This is a genomic window from Mycobacterium sp. IDUB_17, assembly GCF_055419465.1.
The window spans coordinates 373,360-389,522 of record NZ_JBVAXS010000003.1 but is presented as its reverse complement, the minus strand read 5'-3'; the positions used below and the strand labels follow the sequence as shown (position 1 = coordinate 389,522).

The following is a 16,163-nucleotide window of genomic DNA, read 5'->3' as shown; positions in this document are numbered from 1 at the left end:
GTACCCTGTCGTTGTGCCTGACCTCCACCCGAACCTGACCGTGCTGGCTCCACTGCTCGGCACCTGGGCCGGTCCCGGCGCCGGGGAGTATCCGACGATCGAGTCGTTCGAGTACCTCGAAGAGATCACCTTCGGCCACGTCGGCAAACCGTTCCTCACCTACAGCCAGCGCACCAAGGCCCAAGATGACGGCCGGCCGTTGCACGCCGAGACCGGCTACCTCCGGGTCCCGGCACCCGGCCGGGTGGAATGGGTGCTGGCGCATCCGACCGGCATCACCGAGATCCAGGAGGGCACGGTGCGTGTCGTCGACGGGCGCATCGAGATGGAGCTGGCCGCGACCACCATCGGGCTGACCGCATCGGCCAAAAACGTTGCGGCACTGTCGCGTTCCGTCCAGGTCATCGGCGACCAACTGACGTACAGCCTGCAGATGGGCGCTGTCGGACAGCCGCTGCAACACCACCTTTCCGCGACCCTGACCAGGAAGAGCGAATGAGCCAACAAGCACCGACCGGCAAGATCGCCCTCCCCTCCGACCTGGACGCCGTCACCGACATCGGCGCAGAGGACCATTCGGAGATCGACCCGAAGGCCGTGGAACGGATCTGGGAATCAGTCCGGTACTGGTACGGATCGGGCCTGCACCCGGCGATCCAGGTGTGCTTGCGGCGCAACGGAAAAACCGTGTTGAACCGCGCAATCGGCCACGGCTGGGGCAACGGCCCCACAGACGCCCCGGACGCCGAGAAGATTCCGGTCACCACCCGGACTCCGTTCTGCGTCTACTCGGCGGCCAAGGCGATCAGCACGACCGTGGTGCACATGCTCGTCGAGCAGGGGCACTTCTCCCTCGACGACCGGGTCTGCGACTACCTGCCCAACTACACCAGCCACGGCAAGGACCGCACCACGATCCGGCACGTGATCACCCACAGCGCCGGCGTGCCGATCCATACCGGACCGCGTCCCGACGTCACCCGCGTGGACGACAGCGAGTACACCCGTGAGCAGCTGGCCCTGCTCAAACCGGTGTACCGGCCCGGGCTCGTGCACATCTATCACGGGCTGACCTGGGGTCCGCTGGTCCGCGAGATCGTCTCGGCGGCGACCGGCCGCAACATCCGCGACATCCTGGCCGACGAGATTCTCAACCCGCTGGGATTCCGGTGGACCAATTACGGCGTTGCCGCAGAAGAGGTTCCGATGGTGGCGCCAAGCCACGTCACCGGCAAGCCGTTGCCCGCGCCGATCGCCGCGGCGTTCCGGGCCGCCGTGGGCGGGACACTGGACCGCATCATCCCGCTCAGCAACACCCCGTTGTTCCTCACCAGTGTCATCCCGTCGTCGACCACCGTCTCCAACGCCGACGAACTGTCGCGGTTCGCCGAAATCCTGCGCCGTGGAGGCGAACTCGACGGGGTGCGGATCATGAAGCCGGAGACTTTGCAGGCCGCGACGACGCCGTGCCGGCGCATGCGCCCGGATGTGGCGACCGGCCTCAAGCCGATGCGCTGGGGCACGGGCTACATGCTCGGCGGGAAACGCTTCGGGCCGTTCGGCCGCCACACCCCGTCGGCGTTCGGGCACACCGGATTGGTCGACATCGCGGTGTGGGCCGACCCGCAACGCAGCCTGTCGGCGGCGATCGTCAGTAGCGGCAAACCCGGGGCGCACTGGGAGGCGAACCGCTATCCCGCTGTGCTGGATCGGATCTCGGCCGAGATCCCGGTCGGCTGAGACTCGTGCGCTGAATCAGCGCAGCTTCTCCCCGTACACCCGATCGACGGTCAGCCTCATCAGCACCCGTCGATCGGAGACCATCACCGACCGGTATTCATCCCAGTCGGGGTGCTCCCCGGCGGCGCTGCGGTAGTAGTCGACCAGCGCCTCGACCTCCGGGCCGTGCGGATCGGTGCCCGGGCCGGTCAATGTCACCGGCCCTTCCGCGGTGGCCCAGGCCCAGCCGTCTGCACTGGTCACCTCCAGCGCGGCACGTGGGTCGCGACGAAGGTTGACCGTCTTGGCACGCCCCTCGGTCATCGACACGTAGATGACGCCGGCGGCCCGGTCGTAGAACGGTGTCACCGGTGACAGTTGCGGGACACCGGAGGCCTTGATGGTGGCCAACACGCCCAACCGGGCCTCGGCCAGTAGATCGTGCGGATCGAACGGGTTAGATGAGGTGGCGGTCACATGTGTGCGCAACCTCCGACCGCACGCCCGCTATTCCAGGAGCCTGCCGATGCCTGACGAACCGCTCCGCGACGATCTCGCCGAACTGCTGCGCCGAAGGGCGTTGACGCAGGACGCAGGCCGGCCCGACGCCGTCTCCCGCCGGCACGCGACCGGGGGCCGGACCGCCCGGGAGAACATCGCCGACCTGGTCGATGACGGGTCCTTCGTCGAATACGGAAGGTTCACGATCGCAGCCCAGCGGCAGCGTCGCACCCTCGACGACCTCATCGAACGCACGCCCGCAGACGGTCTGCTGGCCGGAACCGCTCGCATCGGCGGCGCGGCATGTGCGGTGCTGTCCTACGACTACACCGTGCTGGCCGGCACCCAGGGCGCTCTGGGCCACCGCAAGAAGGACCGGCTGTTCGAGATCATCGAGCGGCTGAAGCTGCCGACGGTGTTCTTCGCCGAAGGGGGCGGCGGACGACCCGGTGACACCGACATTCCGACGGTCTCGTCCCTGGAGATCCGGGCATTCGCGTTGTGGGCGGGGCTTTCTGGCGTGGTACCGCGCATCGCCGTGGTCAAGGGCAGGTGTTTCGCCGGCAATGCGGTGATCGCCGGTGCGGCCGACCTGATCGTCGCCACGCAGGACAGCTCCATCGGGATGGGTGGGCCCGCGATGATCGCCGGCGGCGGCCTCGGGGATGTCGCGCCTGACGACGTCGGCCCGATCTCGGTGCAGGCGGCCAACGGCGTCGTCGACGTCGTGGTGGCGGACGAGGCGGAGGCGGTCGCGACCACCAGGACCTTGATGGGGTACTTCACCGGGACGACCGAACCTGGTCCGGTTGCCGACCAAACCGACCTGCGCACAATGGTTCCCGAACGCGCCCGGCGCGCCTACCCGGTCGCACCGATCATCGAGTCACTGGCCGACGCCGGCTCGGTCACCGTGCTGCGGGAGAAGTTCGCCCCGGAAATGGTGACGGCCCTGGCGCGCATCGACGGTAGGCCGGTGGGCGTCATCGCCAACAACACCATGGTGATGGCCGGCGCCATCACGGCCGCAGCCTCCGACAAGGCCGCCCGGTTCCTGCAGCTGTGCAACGCATTCGGCCTGCCGGTCGTCTCGCTGGTGGACTGCCCCGGCTACATGGTCGGCCCGGCTGCCGAGGCCGAAGCCCTGGTGCGGCGCGGCTCGCGGCTGCTGGTCGCCGGTGCCGCGCTGACGGTGCCCCTGGTCGCAGTGATCTTGCGCCGCGGTTACGGCCTTGGGGCACAGGCGATGTGCGGAGGCAGCCTTCATGAGCCGCTGCTCACGGTGGCCTGGCCGGGTGCACATCTGGGTCCGATGGGCCTGGAGGGAGCCGTCCGCCTGGGCCTGCGCAAGGAGCTCGAGGCCATCGCCGACGACGACGAGCGCGAGCAGGCCGTGCGGGCCGCCACCGCGGCGGCCGAGGAGAACGCGCGGGCGCTCAACTCCGCCTCACTGTTCGAGATCGACGACGTCATCGACCCGGCCGAAACGCGTGGGCTGATCGCCGCCACGCTGGCCGCGGCCGCTGAGCACGAACGACCCGCGCCCCGTGCGCGGTTCATCGACACCTGGTGACGTTCACAGCTCCAGGTACATGATGTGCAGCCCGACGAGGCCCTGGGTCCGCGACCGGTAGGCCTTCGGGACGGTACCGATGATCCGGAAGCCCAGGTCCTGCCAGAGCGCCACCGCCCGCGCGTTCGTCTCCACCACCGCGTTGAACTGGATTGCCCGGTAACCGTTTTCGCGGTGCCAGTCGATCACCCACCGGCCCATGGCCCGCCCGATACCGCGCGCGGACGAGGCCGGATCGACCATGAAACTCGCGGTGCCGACATGGTCACCGCGGCCGGGTTTGTTCGGCCCCATCCGCGCGGTGCCGACGATGGCTCCGTCGACCACCGCGACGATAGTCTGACCGGGTTCAGGAGCCAGCCAGAGCTCGTGGATCTGCCGGTCGGTCAAGTCATCGGGGTACGTGTAGCTTTCGCCGTCGGCGACGATCGCGCGGAAAAACGGTGCTATCTCGGCGATGTCATCAACCGTGGCGGTGCGGATTTCCACGCCCCGACCATACGACCACCCGTTGACTACACGCTGTAGTAGACGTAACGTCCGGGCATGCGGCGGTGGAGTTTCGCTCAATGGGGACTGCTGGTCATCTCGCTGTTCCATGTGGTGCAGGCAATCATCGGTTTCATTGCCGAGCCGAGTTTCGCCATCGGCCCGGATGCACCGACCACACCGATTCTCGGGATGGACTACAACGGCTGGCATGCAGTGGCCGGCCTGGCATTGTTCGGCCCCGGCCTGCTGTTGTGCTGGCGAAAATCCTGGGCCGTGCTGTATCTCCTGCTGGCAGCGGTGGCCGGAGCGCTGCCGGGAATCTGGGCGTTTTTCTCCAACCAGGTGGCCTACATATTCGCCTTCCCCAACAACATCACCGACGCCGTCGTGCACATGGCAACCGCCGCGCTCATGCTGGCCGTGGCTGGCGTGCAGATCTACCGGGATGGCGGGCTACCCAACTCGTTGTCCGGGCTAACCCTGAAGCGGTGACCAGATCCGTTAGCTGAACCGCCTCCGGATAACAATTCGGTCACTACGCCCGGCGCCGGAGATCACGATCAATTAAGAATGGCTACCGGTCTCTGAGACATTTCAAGATCATTGGCCGCAATTCGTCGGCATTGAGGCGCAATTCACGGTGGCAGTAGTAACACCACCACACCCGCCACAGCTGTTTCACATCGCAGATGTTTTGCTCGGCCGCGTCGCGGTTACCTTCGAATTCGGGTCGGGGACAGCAGAATCCCGAAGGAAAATGATCATGAAATTCACTGATATCACCGCTCGCCGTGGAATTGCCGGCGCATGTGCCGCCGGCCTGCTCGGCGGGATGGCCGCAGCGATGATCGGCGCACCGACGGCGTCCGCCGCACCCGACTGCAGCGCCAGTGGCGTGGCCGGAACCGTCAGCAGCACCACCGGCGCCGCGCGCGCCTATCTGGACAGCCACCCGGGCGCCAACCAGGCCGTGACCACCGCGTTCACCCAGCCGCGTCCGCAGGCCGCGGCCACCCTGCGCGGTTACTTCACCGCCAACCCGCAGGAGTACTACGACCTGCGCGGCATCCTGGCACCCATCGGTGACACGCAGCGCGCGTGCAACGTGACAGCACTGTCACCCGAGCTGGCCTCGGCCTACTCGGACTTCATGGCCGGGTAGTCCGTCGGTGTCGGCTCGCAGCCTGTCATTACGGTGGAGCCAGGCCGACACGTCAAGGAGGACGGATGGCGAACCAGTGGCAGACGGTCCGAGGTAACCGCGGCACCAAGGTGGCCGGACAATCGGCGGCACGCGCTCGCAAACGCAACCCGTCACCGCTGGAACCGGCCTGGACGGCCCCGCCGGCCCGCTACGGCGTCGGAGTCCACCACAACGTGGCGATCCGCGCCTCCGACGGCACGGTGCTGCGTGCCGACATCCACTATCCGACGGTCCCCGAGACCGGCGCGCCGGCAGTGGGACCGTTCCCGGTGCTGCTGTCCATCACGCCCTACGGCAAGAAGGCCCCGCCGCCGGCCGCCCAGATCGGCGGCGGGGCCACCCCGTACCTGATCCGGCGCGGCTACATCGAGGTGATGGCCGACGTGCGGGGCACCGGAGCCTCGGGCGGATCGTTCGAGATGCTGGGCGCCGTCCAGGTCCAGGACGGTGTCGATCTGGTCAATTGGGCTGCGCGGCTGCCGAATTCCAACGGTCGGGTCGGAATGTTCGGAATCTCCTACCTGGCCATCAACCAGCTTCTCACCGCCGCCGCGGTCGGCCCCGACTCACCGCTGAAGGCGATCTTCCCGGTGATGGCCGCCAACGATTTCTACCGCGACGTGGTCACCATGGGCGGGGTACCGCACATGCGCACGGTGCGGGCCTACGGCGCTGTCTACTCACTGCTCAACGTGGTCAACCCGGCGCTGGAGTTCGCCAAGCGCGGCGCTCACGAGCGGCCCCGGGTCGGTGGCCTGGCCGCGGTCCGCCAGCGCGGGCGCGACCAGCGCCAGTACTTCCGCACCATGATCGGCGACGCCACAGCCGGCGGGGACACCGCCTTCGACGGTCCGTTCTGGGACACCATGCGGGCCTCGGACGTACTGCCCGACATCGCCGAGAACAAGGTCGCGGTCTTCCTGGTCGGAGGCTGGCACGACGCCTTCCAGCGCGGCGCCCCGCTCAACTACGCCGCGCTGCAGAACGCCTACACGGGCCGGCCGACCAACGCTCCGATGGAGCCCGGGCAGCCGCTCACGGACCGGGTGCAGTTGATCATGGGGCCCTGGTATCACGTCTCTGATCTGGACGGTCTGCATCTGCATGCGCTGCAGCTGCGCTGGTTCGACCGCTGGCTCAAGGACGACGCCGATGCCGCGGTCACAGGTTCGCCGATCCGCTTCCAGGCCATCGGCAGCAAAGCATGGTTCCAGGCCCAGGACTATCCGTTCCCCGAGGCCACGCCGACGCGGCTGTATCTGGCCGAGGGCGGGCACCTCGCCGCCGAACCCGCCGCCGAGCAGACCGAGGCCATCCTGCGCTACGCGGTGCGTGGTCCGATATCCGGTCGCAGCCTGGAGCAGTGGACCCTGGGGATGGGCAGCTTCATGGCCGCCCAGGCGGGTCGGCGCATCCGCTACGACCTGGACAACCGCCGGCTTCAGCGAGAGGCCCTGACCTACACCACGGCCGAGTTCACCGAGGCCCAACTGATCGCCGGCCCAGTCGTTTTGACCGTGCAGGCGACGGCCGACAGCACCGAGACGCTGTGGGTGGCCCATCTCGACGACGTCGCCCCGGACGGCGCCAGCCGACCGCTGACCCAGGGCGCGTTGCTCGGATCGCACCGGGCGCTGGATCCGGAGAAGACGTGGCACCTGCCGGACGGGACCGTGCTGCGACCGCACCACATCAGTACCCGCACCGCCGTCACGCCGGTCGTGCCCGGTGAGCTGACCCGGTACGACCTGGAGATCTTCCCCACCGCGGCACTGGTCGAACCGGGCCATCGCCTACGGCTGACCCTGACCACCTACGACTTCCCCCACCTGGTGCCCACTCACCCGGCCCGGCAGGCGCTGGCCGGCGGCACCTACCGGATCCGTCAGGGCGGCGACGCGCCGTCGAGCCTGCTCATCCCGTTGGCCGACCCCGCAGCATTCACGCCGGACGAGTCGCGCGGAGATACGTAAGGGTTCCGGCCAGCCGGATGTGCCCGGATCCCACTACCGAGCAATCGAATCCGGCGTCCTCGAACAGCCGCGGGAGGGCGTCGCCGTGCACATCGACGACGTCCAACCTGCCGCCAGGGCGCAAGACCCGGAACAGCTCGCGGGCGGCGGCCATCTTGGTCGCCTCGTCGAGATGGTGCAGCATCATCGACGACAGCGCCCGGTCGAACTCGCCGTCGTCGAACGGCAGTTCCTGGGCGTAGGCCCGCGTGAATCCGATACCGGTCATTCCCTTGGCCTTTCGCTCTGCCCGCCGCAGCGCCCGCGGGTCAGGGTCGGTCCCGACGATATCGGCGCCGGGACATGCCTTCTTGGCGCGGACGGTGAGGTTGCCGGTTCCACAACCTATTTCGATGACCCGCTGGCCGCCGGAGAGTCCGGCCTGAGCAACCAGGTCACGGTATGCGGGGTTCATCCCCAAGACCCGCGTCAGGAGGTCGTAACCGGGCAGGAACGCATCATGGCCGGCCGCAGGCAGGTAGTCATGCCGATTCTTCAGAAGATGTGGACGATGTTCGGTCATGCATTCCATGATCCATTTGGCAGCACCTGGGGAGTTGGGCGAAAATTGGCTGTATCAGGATTATCTTTGGCGTCATGGCCGATGTGTCTCGATTGGTCCGCCACCGCGACGGCGTCCCGGTGTACCGGTACTGGGCGGACGGCGATGCGCCGCCGGTGTCGGTGACCCGGGGCCGGCGCGCAGATCTCCCCGAACACCGTCCGCACATTCACGACTTCCCGGTGCTCTGGTACGTGCCGGCCGATGGGGTCGTCTACGTGGTGGCAGCAGGCGAGGTGATCGACCCACGACCGCTGACCGCCGACTCCGACGGGATCGGCGTGTACTTCGACCCCACCGCGCTGGGGTACGACGCCGGCTCGCCATGGCCCACCTGGCAGGCCCACCCCCTGCTGTTCCCGTTCATCCACGGGAACTCCCGTGGATTACTGCAGTTGCACGTGCCCGCCGATCGACAGCCTTTCTGGGACAGCGCGATCCGATCGATCGAGGCGGAGCTGACCGGTCGGCGCGAGGGTTATCGTCAAGCCGCGCTGGCCCATCTGACCCTGGTGCTCATCGATCTGGCCCGTCTCGCCGACGATGTGGTCAGCGACTTGCGACGCAGTGGCGAGCCGTTGCTGGCCGAGGTGTTCTCGTCGATCGACCGCAGGTTGTCCGAGCCGCTGTCGTTGCGCGACGTCGCCAGCGAGGTCGGAATGACGGCGGGTCACCTCACCACGTTGGTCCGGCGGCGGACCGGACGCACGGTCGGCGAGTGGATCAACGAGCGCAGGATGAGTCGAGCCCGTCAACTACTCGGCGATACGGACCTGCCCGTGGCCGAGGTCGCCGCCCGGGTGGGGATGGCCGACCCTGGCTATTTCAGCCGTCAGTTCCGGCGGACACACGGCCTGTCACCGCGCGAGTGGCGCCGGTCCGGCATCGGAACCGAATCACCTTGATAACGGAGGGGTTACGCCAGGCGCGGCCCCGGTAGGCCCAGCTCAGGCGTTGTTAGCGTGCCGGTGTGAGACTGAGAATGTTCGGTCGGATGTCGCGCCGCGTGGCGGCTACGACGATTGCAGGGTTGATGTTGCCGGCGCTGGTGATGGCCGGGCCGGCACCGACCGCTGCGGCATATTCGCGCGACGGCCTGCCGGTGGAACGCCTTCAGGTCCCGTCAGCAGCCATGGGCCGCGATATCACCGTGCAGTTCCAGGGCGGTGGTCCGCAGGCGTTGTACCTGCTCGACGGGTTGCGCGCCCAGGACGACAACAACGGTTGGGATATCAACACCGCCGCGTTCGAGTGGTTCTACAAGTCGGGCATCTCGGTCGTCATGCCCGTCGGCGGACAGTCCAGCTTCTACGCCGACTGGTACCGCCCCGCGGCCGGCAGTGCCGGCACCACCACCTACAAGTGGGAAACCTTCCTCACCCAGGAACTCCCGGCCTACCTGGCCGCCAAACGCGACGTCGCGCCAACCGGCAATGCCGTTGTCGGGCTGTCGATGTCCGGTGGGGCCGCCCTCAACCTGGCGATCTGGCATCCCGCCCAGTTCATCTTCGCGGGCGCCTTGTCCGGCTTCCTGAATCCGTCACAAGGCCTGTGGCCCACCATGATCGGCTTCGCGATGAAGGACGCCGGCGGCTACAACCCCACCGACATGTGGGGTATCTCCAACGATCCGGCCTGGCGCCGCAACGACCCAACGGTCAACATCAACCGGCTGGTGGCCAACAACACCGCGATCTGGGTGTACTGCGGCAACGGCGTTCCCTCCGAACTCGACGACCCCGGCGGCAATTTCGGCACGCTGTACAGCGCGCAGTTCCTGGAAAACATCACGATCAACTCCAACAAGGAGTTCCAGCAGAAGTATGTGGCTGCCGGCGGGCGGAATGCGAAGTTCGACTTCCCGCCGAACGGCACCCACAACTGGAACTACTGGGGATCGCAATTGCAGCAGATGAAGCCCGACATGCTGCGGGTGCTCAGTCAGAACGCGGCAGCAGCCGCTGCTCCGCCGCCACCAGCGGCTCCGGTTGTGCCCGGCCAGGTGCCCGGTGTCGCGGCAGCGCCCGCAATGCCGGCCGTGCCCGGCCAGGTCCCCGGCGTCGCAGCAGCTCCCGCAGCTCCAGCGGTGCCCGGGATGACCGGACTACCGGGTACGGCCGGCGTTCCGGGAGTGGCCGCAGTGCCGCGGGTGGCCGGGGTGCCAGGCGTCGCCGCGGCGCCGGTCGCACCCGTGGCACCTGGCCTGCAGACAGTGCCCGTGGCGCTGCCGCGCTAACGAGCCGCGTACGTAGCGCCATGGCGGAAAATCGGCCGAATTCCCGCCATGGCGCTACAAACGTGAACGGGTTATCACCAATGCAGATGACTGTCATCGAAAAGCATCGTTGGACTCGATGAGCTGAGCCGGGTGTCATGGAGCCATGACACGCACACGTCTCGCTCTGGCCGCGCTCGCCGACGACCCGACCGCGGGAGTATCGCGCACCGAGCTTCAGCGTTCCGCCGCTCCCACGCCGGGATTCGAGATCATCCAGACCAGGTTCGAGATCCCGGTCGGCAAGGAGTCCGGCCGTCACAGTCATCCGGGGCCGGAAGTGGGCTACATCGTCCAGGGAGACGTGGACATGGTCTTCGATGATCGGCCCACCCAGCACCTGCATTCGGGCGACCCGTTCCTCATCCCGGCCGGCGTCGTCCACAACGCGCACAACGTCGGCACGGTGAGGACGCTGATGCTGTCCACCTACGTGGTGCCCGTCGATCAACCGTTGGTGACCGTGTACTGATCGTCGGACCGCACACCACGGTAGATGCCGCGGCGGACGATCCACGGCTGCAGCACCCGTTCGATCGACCAGGACGGGAATCGGAAGGCAAACCCGTTGGGTGCGAACACTTCCAGCCCGTCCGGCAGCACACCCAGTACCGACCCCCAGCGGCTGGCCGGCGGACGGTAGCCGCGCATGCGGCCGCCGGTGAAATAGGCGGCCACGTTTCGGGCCAGCAGTCCGTCGGCCCGGTTGCGGGCCGAGGAGCGCAGCGGGTCGGTGGCCGCGACATCGCCGACGGCGAACACGCCGTCGTGCCCCGGCACCCGCAGTTCCGGCGTCACCCGCACGAACCCGCGCTCATCGAGGATGTCCGCGGGCAGCCAGGCCGTGTTCGGCCGCACCCGGCCGATGGCCCACAACACGGCATCTGCCTGCACCGGCGCCTGGCCGCCGCTGAAGTGAACGGGTTCGGAGGTGATGGCCGCGCAGTCGAAACCCTCGGGCACCACTGCTCGATGTCCGGGATGCAAGGTCACCCCAGCCGCGGTCAGCCGGCTTTCGACCCGTTGCCGGGACCGCCAATGATGCTGCGGCAGAGGGTGTTCACCCGGGTAGTACAGCCCCACCCGGATGTCCGGCCACCGGAGAGCGATATTGGCCGCACTGCTGGCCGCCGCCGCGCCACCCCCGATGACGGCAACCGAACGTGCCGAACCCACCCGCTCGTGGGCGGTCCGCAGCCCGGCATCGACCTCCCCCGCCGACTGCAGAACGGCTTGTCGCCAGAAGCCGTTGGTGACACCGGTGGAGATGACCAGCGCGTCATAGGGTTCCACCCGCTCGTTCCCGTCGGCCTCACGCACGCTGACCGTGCGTGCGGACAGGTCGGCCCCGGTGAGCGTGCCGTGCACGGTGCGGACCCGGTCGAGTTCGCGGAACCGGTCGAAGCCGATCCAGTAATCGCGCGCCCAATCGTCGGGCCGCGCCAGCCGCGTGCCGAGCTCCTGGCCACTGACCAGGCCGGGTTTCACCGAGATGCCGACGACGTCGAACCGACGCGCCAACCGGATCGCGGTGAGCACCCCGGAGTCACCGAGCCCGGCGATCACCACGCGCTTACGGTCCACGAACCGTGACGCTACCGCCCGCCCGCGAGCCACTGAATGCCTTTCCCTATCGTGGCTGGATGAGCAGCGTCGCTGATGCGGACCGGGTCGCCGACCTCGCCCGCCGGGTCGTGGCCGACCACGACCCCAAGAAAGTCCCGATCCCCGAGTACCTGGCCGCCTGTTACGACGCGGGACTGTCCTGGGTGCACTTCCCGGAGGGCCTCGGCGGTCTCGGGGTATCCCGCGGTCTGCAGGCCGTGGCCGACCGCATCCTGCAGGGCGCCGGCGGGCCCATACCGCTGAGCCTCAACCCCATGGGTTACGGCATGGCCGCACCGACGGTGTGTGAACACGCTCAGTCCGACGAGCTCAAGCGTTCCTGGCTGCGGCCGCTCGCCAGCACCGAGCACATCTGGTGCCAGCTGTTCTCCGAGCCCGGCGCGGGATCGGATCTGGCCGGGCTCGCCACCTCCGCGGTGCGCGACGGCGACGAGTGGGTGCTGAACGGTCAGAAGGTGTGGACCAGTCTGGCGCACCGGGCCCGTTGGGGCCTGCTGCTGGCCCGCTCGAATCCCGATGTGCCCAAACACAAAGGGCTCACGTACTTCGTGCTGGACATGCACGGACCGGGCGTCGAGACCAGGCCGCTGCGGCAGATGACCGGCCAGGCCGAGTTCAACGAGGTGTACATCACCGACGCCCGTATCCCCGATGCGCATCGGCTCGGGGAGGTCGGCAACGGCTGGAACGTCGCGATGACGACGCTGATGAACGAGCGCAGCGCGCTCGGCGGCAGCGGCAACCGTCGCGGAGCCGGGACCATCTCGGATGCCGTGGCGCTGTGGGCATCACGCCCGGATCTGCGCACTCCGGTGCTGCGGGATCGGCTGACCCAGCTCTGGCTGCGCTCCGAGGCCCAGCGGCTGACCGCAGAACGTTCCCGCGCTGCCGCCACCGTCGGCGGGCCGGGTCCCGAAGGGTCGATCGGAAAGCTCGTCGGCGCCGAGCTCAATCAGCACATCTACCAGTGGTGCATGGATCTGCTTGGGCCCGAAGGGATCCTGTACCACGGGTACGGGACGGGCGACCGCGACGACGACGAGAGCGGCAAGGACTGGCGCGGCCCGATCCAGCAGCGCTTCCTGCGCAGCAAGGCCAACACCATCGAAGGCGGCACGTCAGAGGTGATGCGCAACATTCTCGGCGAACGGATCCTCGGGCTGCCCGGCGATCTGCGGGCCGATGCCGGTATGCCGTGGAAGGAGATCCCGCGTGGCTGAGAACGTTGAGAACAGTGCTGAGTTCACGTTCACCGACGAGCAGGCCCAGCTGCGGACGGCGGTCCGCAAGTTCTGTGCCGAGAACTTCGACGAACAGACCGTGCGGACCCTGATGGAGTCCGAGCCCCGGTTCGATCCGTCGGTGTGGACGCGGTTGGGCACCGAGCTCGGTGTGCTCGGTCTGGCGGTTCCCGAGGCCGACGGCGGAGCCGGCGGCACGCTCGTCGACCAGGCCATCGCGGTCGAGGAACTCGGCGCGGCATTGGCGTGCGGTCCGGTGTTCGGCACCGTGTTGCTGTCGATCCCGGCGCTCGTCGCCTCCTCGGCCGGCCCGGTACGCGGCGAACTGCTCGGCGCACTCGCCGAAGGCACGCGCACCGCGGCGTTCGCGGTCCCGGATCAGGCGGGCGCATTCGATCCCACCGCGGTGAATGTCACTGCCGCCGAAGACGGAACGCTCACCGGCACCGTCGAGCGCGTCGTCGATGGCGACGCGGCCGACGTGCTGCTGGTGGCCGCCACGGGGCCCGACGGCGTGGCTCTGTACGCGGTCGACGCATCGGCCTCAGAAGTGCAACGCACCGCACTGGTCACGCTCGATCCCACCCGGCCGCAGGCCACGATCGTCTTGACCGCTGCCCCCGCGCAATTGGTGGCCGGCACCGGCGAGGCCGATCGCGTCATCACCCACGCATTCCAGGTGGCCTCGGCACTGCTGGCCGCCGAACAGATCGGCGCCGCACAGCATCTGCTGGACCTATCGGTGGAATACGCGAAATCCAGGCTGCAGTTCGGCAGGCAGATCGGCTCCTTCCAGGCCGTCAAGCACCGGCTGGCGGATTGCCTGGTGGATCTCGAGCACGCCCGCTCGGCGACCTATCACGCGGCGTGGGCACTGACCGACGGCACCGACGACCCGGCACTGGCGACCAGCATCGCGCAGGCCACCGCGTCGGCCGCGTTCGCCAAGATTGCCGCCGACACCATCCAGGTGCACGGCGGGATCGGATTCACCTGGGAACACCAGGCGCACCTGTACTTCAAGCGGGCCACCACCGACGCCGCGCTGTTGGGCAGTGCGGAGGCCCATCGGTCGCGGGTGGCCGAACTGGTGCTCGACGACGCAGAGGCCGAACGCGTGCCATGGGTGGCGACGGGTACGCAATGATCGGTTGAAAACGCGCGGCAAGCGTTACTCGACCGTAAAATCCCGCTGATGGACAGCGCTGCCGAACACCGCACGCTGGCTGTCGACGGGGTGCGGTCGCCGGTGCTTGTTGCCGGGCCATCAGGCGCGGACCGGCAACAAGCACCAGAAGCAGTGGTGTTCGTGCACGGCAACAACGCCGGGGCCAAGTGGGATCGATTGCTGGCGCCGGTCGCCGGTTTCGCGCGGGTGATCGCGCCGGAGATGCCGGGTTTCGGCGCGGCCGACAAGCCGGCCCAGTGGCCGTACACGGTGGCCGCCTATGCGGCCCACCTCGACGCGATCCTGGACCAACTCGGCGTCCAACGCGCGCATCTGGTCGCCCATGACTTCGGCGGGCCCTGGGCACTCGCGTGGGCCGCCGACCATCTCGATTCCGTCGGCAGCATCACGTTGATCAACGCCCCGGTGGTGATCAACCACTTCGCCGCCAAGTTGTGGCGGACACCCATGCTGGCCGAGGCACTGTCGCGGATCGGCAACCCGGCTGTTCTACGTCGCGTGCTCGCGATGCGGGACCCGGGGCTGCCGCCCGATGCGCTGGAATCGATCGCCGAGCACATGTTCGCCCGTGGCACACCCGATGCGGTGTTGAAGCTGTACCGGTCCACCGGTCCGAATGCCCTTGCCCCGTATGTCGATCGGCTCGCCGAATACGGAGGCGACGTCCTGGTGGTGTGGGGTGCAGATGACCGCTACGTGCCGTTCGCACAAACCGACGAGTACCGCCGGATCTTCCGGAACTGTGAGGTTCAGCCGGTGCCCGGGACCGGCCACTGGCCCTGGCTCGAACAACCCGACGTGGTGGCCGGGCACGTCACCGCGTTCCTGCGCAGGCAACTCGGATGTGCCCGATGAAGCTGCGTCGCATCCGCACGGCCACCGGACTCAGCGTGGAAGCGCTTGATTCCGAAGGCAATTGGGCTGCGTACCCCGATCTCACCCCGATCGGCGGCCGCGTTTTCGACGATGCCTGGCTTGCCGCATCGGCCGATCGCCAGCTGCAGCACAGCGACCATCTGCTGCCGTTCCAGCCGGTGTCCTTCCGCGACTTCATGCTGTACGAACAACACAACATCGACGCCGCGCGTGGGCTGATCCGGCGCTTCCATCCCGGCCTGTACCGGCTGACGTCGCTGTACGAACGCGTGACCGGCAGTCCGGTACCGCAGTTCAAACCCAAGCCGCTGTTCTACCAGCAGCCGATCTACTACATGTCCAACGCGCAGACCTTCGTCCCGACCGACACCCCGGTTGCGATACCGGACTATTCGCAGGCGCTCGACTTCGAACTGGAGATCGGATTCGTCCTCGCCGCACCATTGTTCAACGCGACACCCGAGAAAGCGGCCGAGGCAATCGGCGCGTTCGTCGTGCTCAACGACTTCAGCGCGCGCGATGTGCAACGCCCCGAGATGCTCAGCGGCTTCGGACCGCAGAAGTCCAAGCACTTCGCCAGCTCGATGTCGGACACCGCGGTCACCGCCGATGAGATCCTGCCGCGGATCAATTCCCTCACCGGTTCCGTCGCGCTCAACGGGGCGGTGGTCAGCACTGTCAGCAGCGCGGGGATGCAGCACAGCCTGGGCGAGGTGCTGGCACACGCGTCACGCAGCGAACCGCTCTATCCCGGCGAGCTTTTCGGCACCGGGACACTTCCCGGCGGAAGCGGCATGGAGACCGGGCACTGGCTACTTCCCGGCGACACCCTCACGCTGACCCTGGACGGCATCGGCCGCATCGAGCACACCATCGCCTGACTCCCGCCGAAA

The 16,163-nt window shown here is 67.9% G+C and carries 17 protein-coding genes; 13 read left to right on the top strand and 4 right to left on the bottom strand.

Annotation, left to right across the window (positions count from 1 at the left end; translation table 11 throughout):
* Positions 1-13: 13 nt before the first annotated feature.
* Positions 14-499 carry a peroxynitrite isomerase gene (locus ACZYZ7_RS14825; protein ID WP_135459564.1) on the top strand — a complete coding sequence of 162 codons (486 nt, stop codon included), beginning with the start codon at positions 14-16 and terminating at the stop codon, positions 497-499.
* Entirely contained in the window at positions 496-1,740 is a 1,245-nt protein-coding gene (gene lipE, locus ACZYZ7_RS14820; protein ID WP_135459565.1) for a lipase LipE, read from the top strand. The genes ACZYZ7_RS14825 and lipE overlap by 4 nt, the downstream gene beginning before the upstream one ends.
* A gap of 15 nt (positions 1,741-1,755) precedes the next feature.
* Here the strand turns inward: lipE and ACZYZ7_RS14815 are convergent, their stop codons facing one another.
* Positions 1,756-2,196 carry a PPOX class F420-dependent oxidoreductase gene (locus ACZYZ7_RS14815; protein ID WP_135459566.1) on the bottom strand — a complete coding sequence of 147 codons (441 nt, stop codon included), beginning with the start codon at positions 2,194-2,196 and terminating at the stop codon, positions 1,756-1,758.
* Between the two features lie 49 nt (positions 2,197-2,245).
* On the opposite strand from ACZYZ7_RS14815, the gene ACZYZ7_RS14810 reads away from it, so the two are divergent.
* Entirely contained in the window at positions 2,246-3,793 is a 1,548-nt protein-coding gene (locus ACZYZ7_RS14810) for an acyl-CoA carboxylase subunit beta (RefSeq protein ID WP_450071559.1), read from the top strand.
* Positions 3,794-3,796: 3 nt separating this feature from the next.
* Here ACZYZ7_RS14810 and ACZYZ7_RS14805 read toward each other — a convergent pair whose 3' ends face one another.
* On the bottom strand, positions 3,797-4,282 hold the full coding sequence (locus ACZYZ7_RS14805; protein ID WP_450071560.1) for a GNAT family N-acetyltransferase: 486 nt from the start codon (positions 4,280-4,282) through the stop codon (positions 3,797-3,799).
* Between the two features lie 57 nt (positions 4,283-4,339).
* Here ACZYZ7_RS14805 and ACZYZ7_RS14800 point away from each other — a divergent pair, with 57 nt between their 5' ends.
* The 3 genes from ACZYZ7_RS14800 to ACZYZ7_RS14790 all read left to right on the top strand — a co-directional run bounded on the left by ACZYZ7_RS14800 (position 4,340) and on the right by ACZYZ7_RS14790 (position 7,462).
* The gene (locus ACZYZ7_RS14800; protein ID WP_450071561.1) at positions 4,340-4,777 is read left to right on the top strand and encodes a DUF4383 domain-containing protein; all 438 of its coding nucleotides are present in this window, start codon (positions 4,340-4,342) and stop codon (positions 4,775-4,777) included.
* A 271-nt stretch (positions 4,778-5,048) separates the two neighbouring features.
* Complete coding sequence (locus ACZYZ7_RS14795; protein WP_450071562.1) at positions 5,049-5,447, top strand: heme-binding protein; 399 nt, start codon at positions 5,049-5,051, stop codon at positions 5,445-5,447.
* Between the two features lie 65 nt (positions 5,448-5,512).
* Positions 5,513-7,462 (top strand): CocE/NonD family hydrolase, encoded by a 1,950-nt coding sequence (locus ACZYZ7_RS14790; RefSeq protein WP_450071563.1) that lies wholly within the window; start codon positions 5,513-5,515, stop codon positions 7,460-7,462.
* Here the strand turns inward: ACZYZ7_RS14790 and ACZYZ7_RS14785 are convergent.
* Complete coding sequence (locus tag ACZYZ7_RS14785; protein ID WP_450071564.1) at positions 7,431-8,024, bottom strand: class I SAM-dependent methyltransferase; 594 nt, start codon at positions 8,022-8,024, stop codon at positions 7,431-7,433. The two genes, ACZYZ7_RS14790 and ACZYZ7_RS14785, sit on opposite strands and share 32 nt — an antisense overlap.
* 74 nt (positions 8,025-8,098) lie before the next feature.
* Between ACZYZ7_RS14785 and ACZYZ7_RS14780 the strand changes: the two genes are divergently transcribed.
* The 3 genes from ACZYZ7_RS14780 to ACZYZ7_RS14770 all read left to right on the top strand — a co-directional run bounded on the left by ACZYZ7_RS14780 (position 8,099) and on the right by ACZYZ7_RS14770 (position 10,810).
* Positions 8,099-8,968: a helix-turn-helix domain-containing protein gene (locus ACZYZ7_RS14780; RefSeq protein ID WP_450071565.1), complete on the top strand. Its 870-nt coding sequence runs from the start codon at positions 8,099-8,101 to the stop codon at positions 8,966-8,968.
* Between the two features lie 89 nt (positions 8,969-9,057).
* Positions 9,058-10,299 carry an esterase family protein gene (locus tag ACZYZ7_RS14775; protein ID WP_450071596.1) on the top strand — a complete coding sequence of 414 codons (1,242 nt, stop codon included), beginning with the start codon at positions 9,058-9,060 and terminating at the stop codon, positions 10,297-10,299.
* A 145-nt stretch (positions 10,300-10,444) separates the two neighbouring features.
* The gene (locus ACZYZ7_RS14770) at positions 10,445-10,810 is read left to right on the top strand and encodes a cupin domain-containing protein (RefSeq protein WP_463741237.1); all 366 of its coding nucleotides are present in this window, start codon (positions 10,445-10,447) and stop codon (positions 10,808-10,810) included.
* On the opposite strand, the gene ACZYZ7_RS14765 is transcribed toward ACZYZ7_RS14770, so the two are convergent.
* Positions 10,786-11,922, bottom strand: a complete 1,137-nt coding sequence (locus ACZYZ7_RS14765) for an FAD-dependent oxidoreductase (protein WP_167858040.1) — start codon at positions 11,920-11,922, stop codon at positions 10,786-10,788. The genes ACZYZ7_RS14770 and ACZYZ7_RS14765 overlap by 25 nt on opposite strands.
* Positions 11,923-11,981: 59 nt before the next feature.
* Here ACZYZ7_RS14765 and ACZYZ7_RS14760 point away from each other — a divergent pair, with 59 nt between their 5' ends.
* Genes ACZYZ7_RS14760 through ACZYZ7_RS14745 form a run of 4 tightly spaced genes read left to right on the top strand, consistent with a single transcriptional unit; the run spans position 11,982 to position 16,151 of the window.
* On the top strand, positions 11,982-13,184 hold the full coding sequence (locus tag ACZYZ7_RS14760) for an acyl-CoA dehydrogenase family protein (RefSeq protein ID WP_463741236.1): 1,203 nt from the start codon (positions 11,982-11,984) through the stop codon (positions 13,182-13,184).
* A complete protein-coding gene (locus tag ACZYZ7_RS14755) occupies positions 13,177-14,352 on the top strand; it encodes an acyl-CoA dehydrogenase family protein (protein ID WP_463741235.1) in 1,176 nt (391 codons plus the stop codon). Before ACZYZ7_RS14760 ends, ACZYZ7_RS14755 begins: the two co-directional genes overlap by 8 nt.
* 48 nt (positions 14,353-14,400) lie before the next feature.
* On the top strand, positions 14,401-15,249 hold the full coding sequence (locus ACZYZ7_RS14750; protein ID WP_463741234.1) for an alpha/beta fold hydrolase: 849 nt from the start codon (positions 14,401-14,403) through the stop codon (positions 15,247-15,249).
* On the top strand, positions 15,246-16,151 hold the full coding sequence (locus ACZYZ7_RS14745; RefSeq protein WP_463741233.1) for a fumarylacetoacetate hydrolase family protein: 906 nt from the start codon (positions 15,246-15,248) through the stop codon (positions 16,149-16,151). Before ACZYZ7_RS14750 ends, ACZYZ7_RS14745 begins: the two co-directional genes overlap by 4 nt.
* Positions 16,152-16,163: the final 12 nt, after the last annotated feature.

Excerpts from the sequence above, each read along its gene's own strand:
- lipE (WP_135459565.1), top strand. The coding sequence starts at position 496 with ATGAGCCAACAAGCACCGACCGGCAAGATCGCCCTCCCCTCCGACCTG.
- ACZYZ7_RS14810 (WP_450071559.1), top strand. The coding sequence starts at position 2,246 with ATGCCTGACGAACCGCTCCGCGACGATCTCGCCGAACTGCTGCGCCGA.
- ACZYZ7_RS14800 (WP_450071561.1), top strand. The coding sequence starts at position 4,340 with ATGCGGCGGTGGAGTTTCGCTCAATGGGGACTGCTGGTCATCTCGCTG.
- ACZYZ7_RS14795 (WP_450071562.1), top strand. The coding sequence starts at position 5,049 with ATGAAATTCACTGATATCACCGCTCGCCGTGGAATTGCCGGCGCATGT.
- ACZYZ7_RS14790 (WP_450071563.1), top strand. The coding sequence starts at position 5,513 with ATGGCGAACCAGTGGCAGACGGTCCGAGGTAACCGCGGCACCAAGGTG.
- ACZYZ7_RS14785 (WP_450071564.1), bottom strand. The coding sequence starts at position 8,024 with ATGACCGAACATCGTCCACATCTTCTGAAGAATCGGCATGACTACCTG.
- ACZYZ7_RS14780 (WP_450071565.1), top strand. The coding sequence starts at position 8,099 with ATGGCCGATGTGTCTCGATTGGTCCGCCACCGCGACGGCGTCCCGGTG.
- ACZYZ7_RS14775 (WP_450071596.1), top strand. The coding sequence starts at position 9,058 with ATGTCGCGCCGCGTGGCGGCTACGACGATTGCAGGGTTGATGTTGCCG.
- ACZYZ7_RS14770 (WP_463741237.1), top strand. The coding sequence starts at position 10,445 with ATGACACGCACACGTCTCGCTCTGGCCGCGCTCGCCGACGACCCGACC.
- ACZYZ7_RS14760 (WP_463741236.1), top strand. The coding sequence starts at position 11,982 with ATGAGCAGCGTCGCTGATGCGGACCGGGTCGCCGACCTCGCCCGCCGG.
- ACZYZ7_RS14750 (WP_463741234.1), top strand. The coding sequence starts at position 14,401 with ATGGACAGCGCTGCCGAACACCGCACGCTGGCTGTCGACGGGGTGCGG.
- ACZYZ7_RS14745 (WP_463741233.1), top strand. The coding sequence starts at position 15,246 with ATGAAGCTGCGTCGCATCCGCACGGCCACCGGACTCAGCGTGGAAGCG.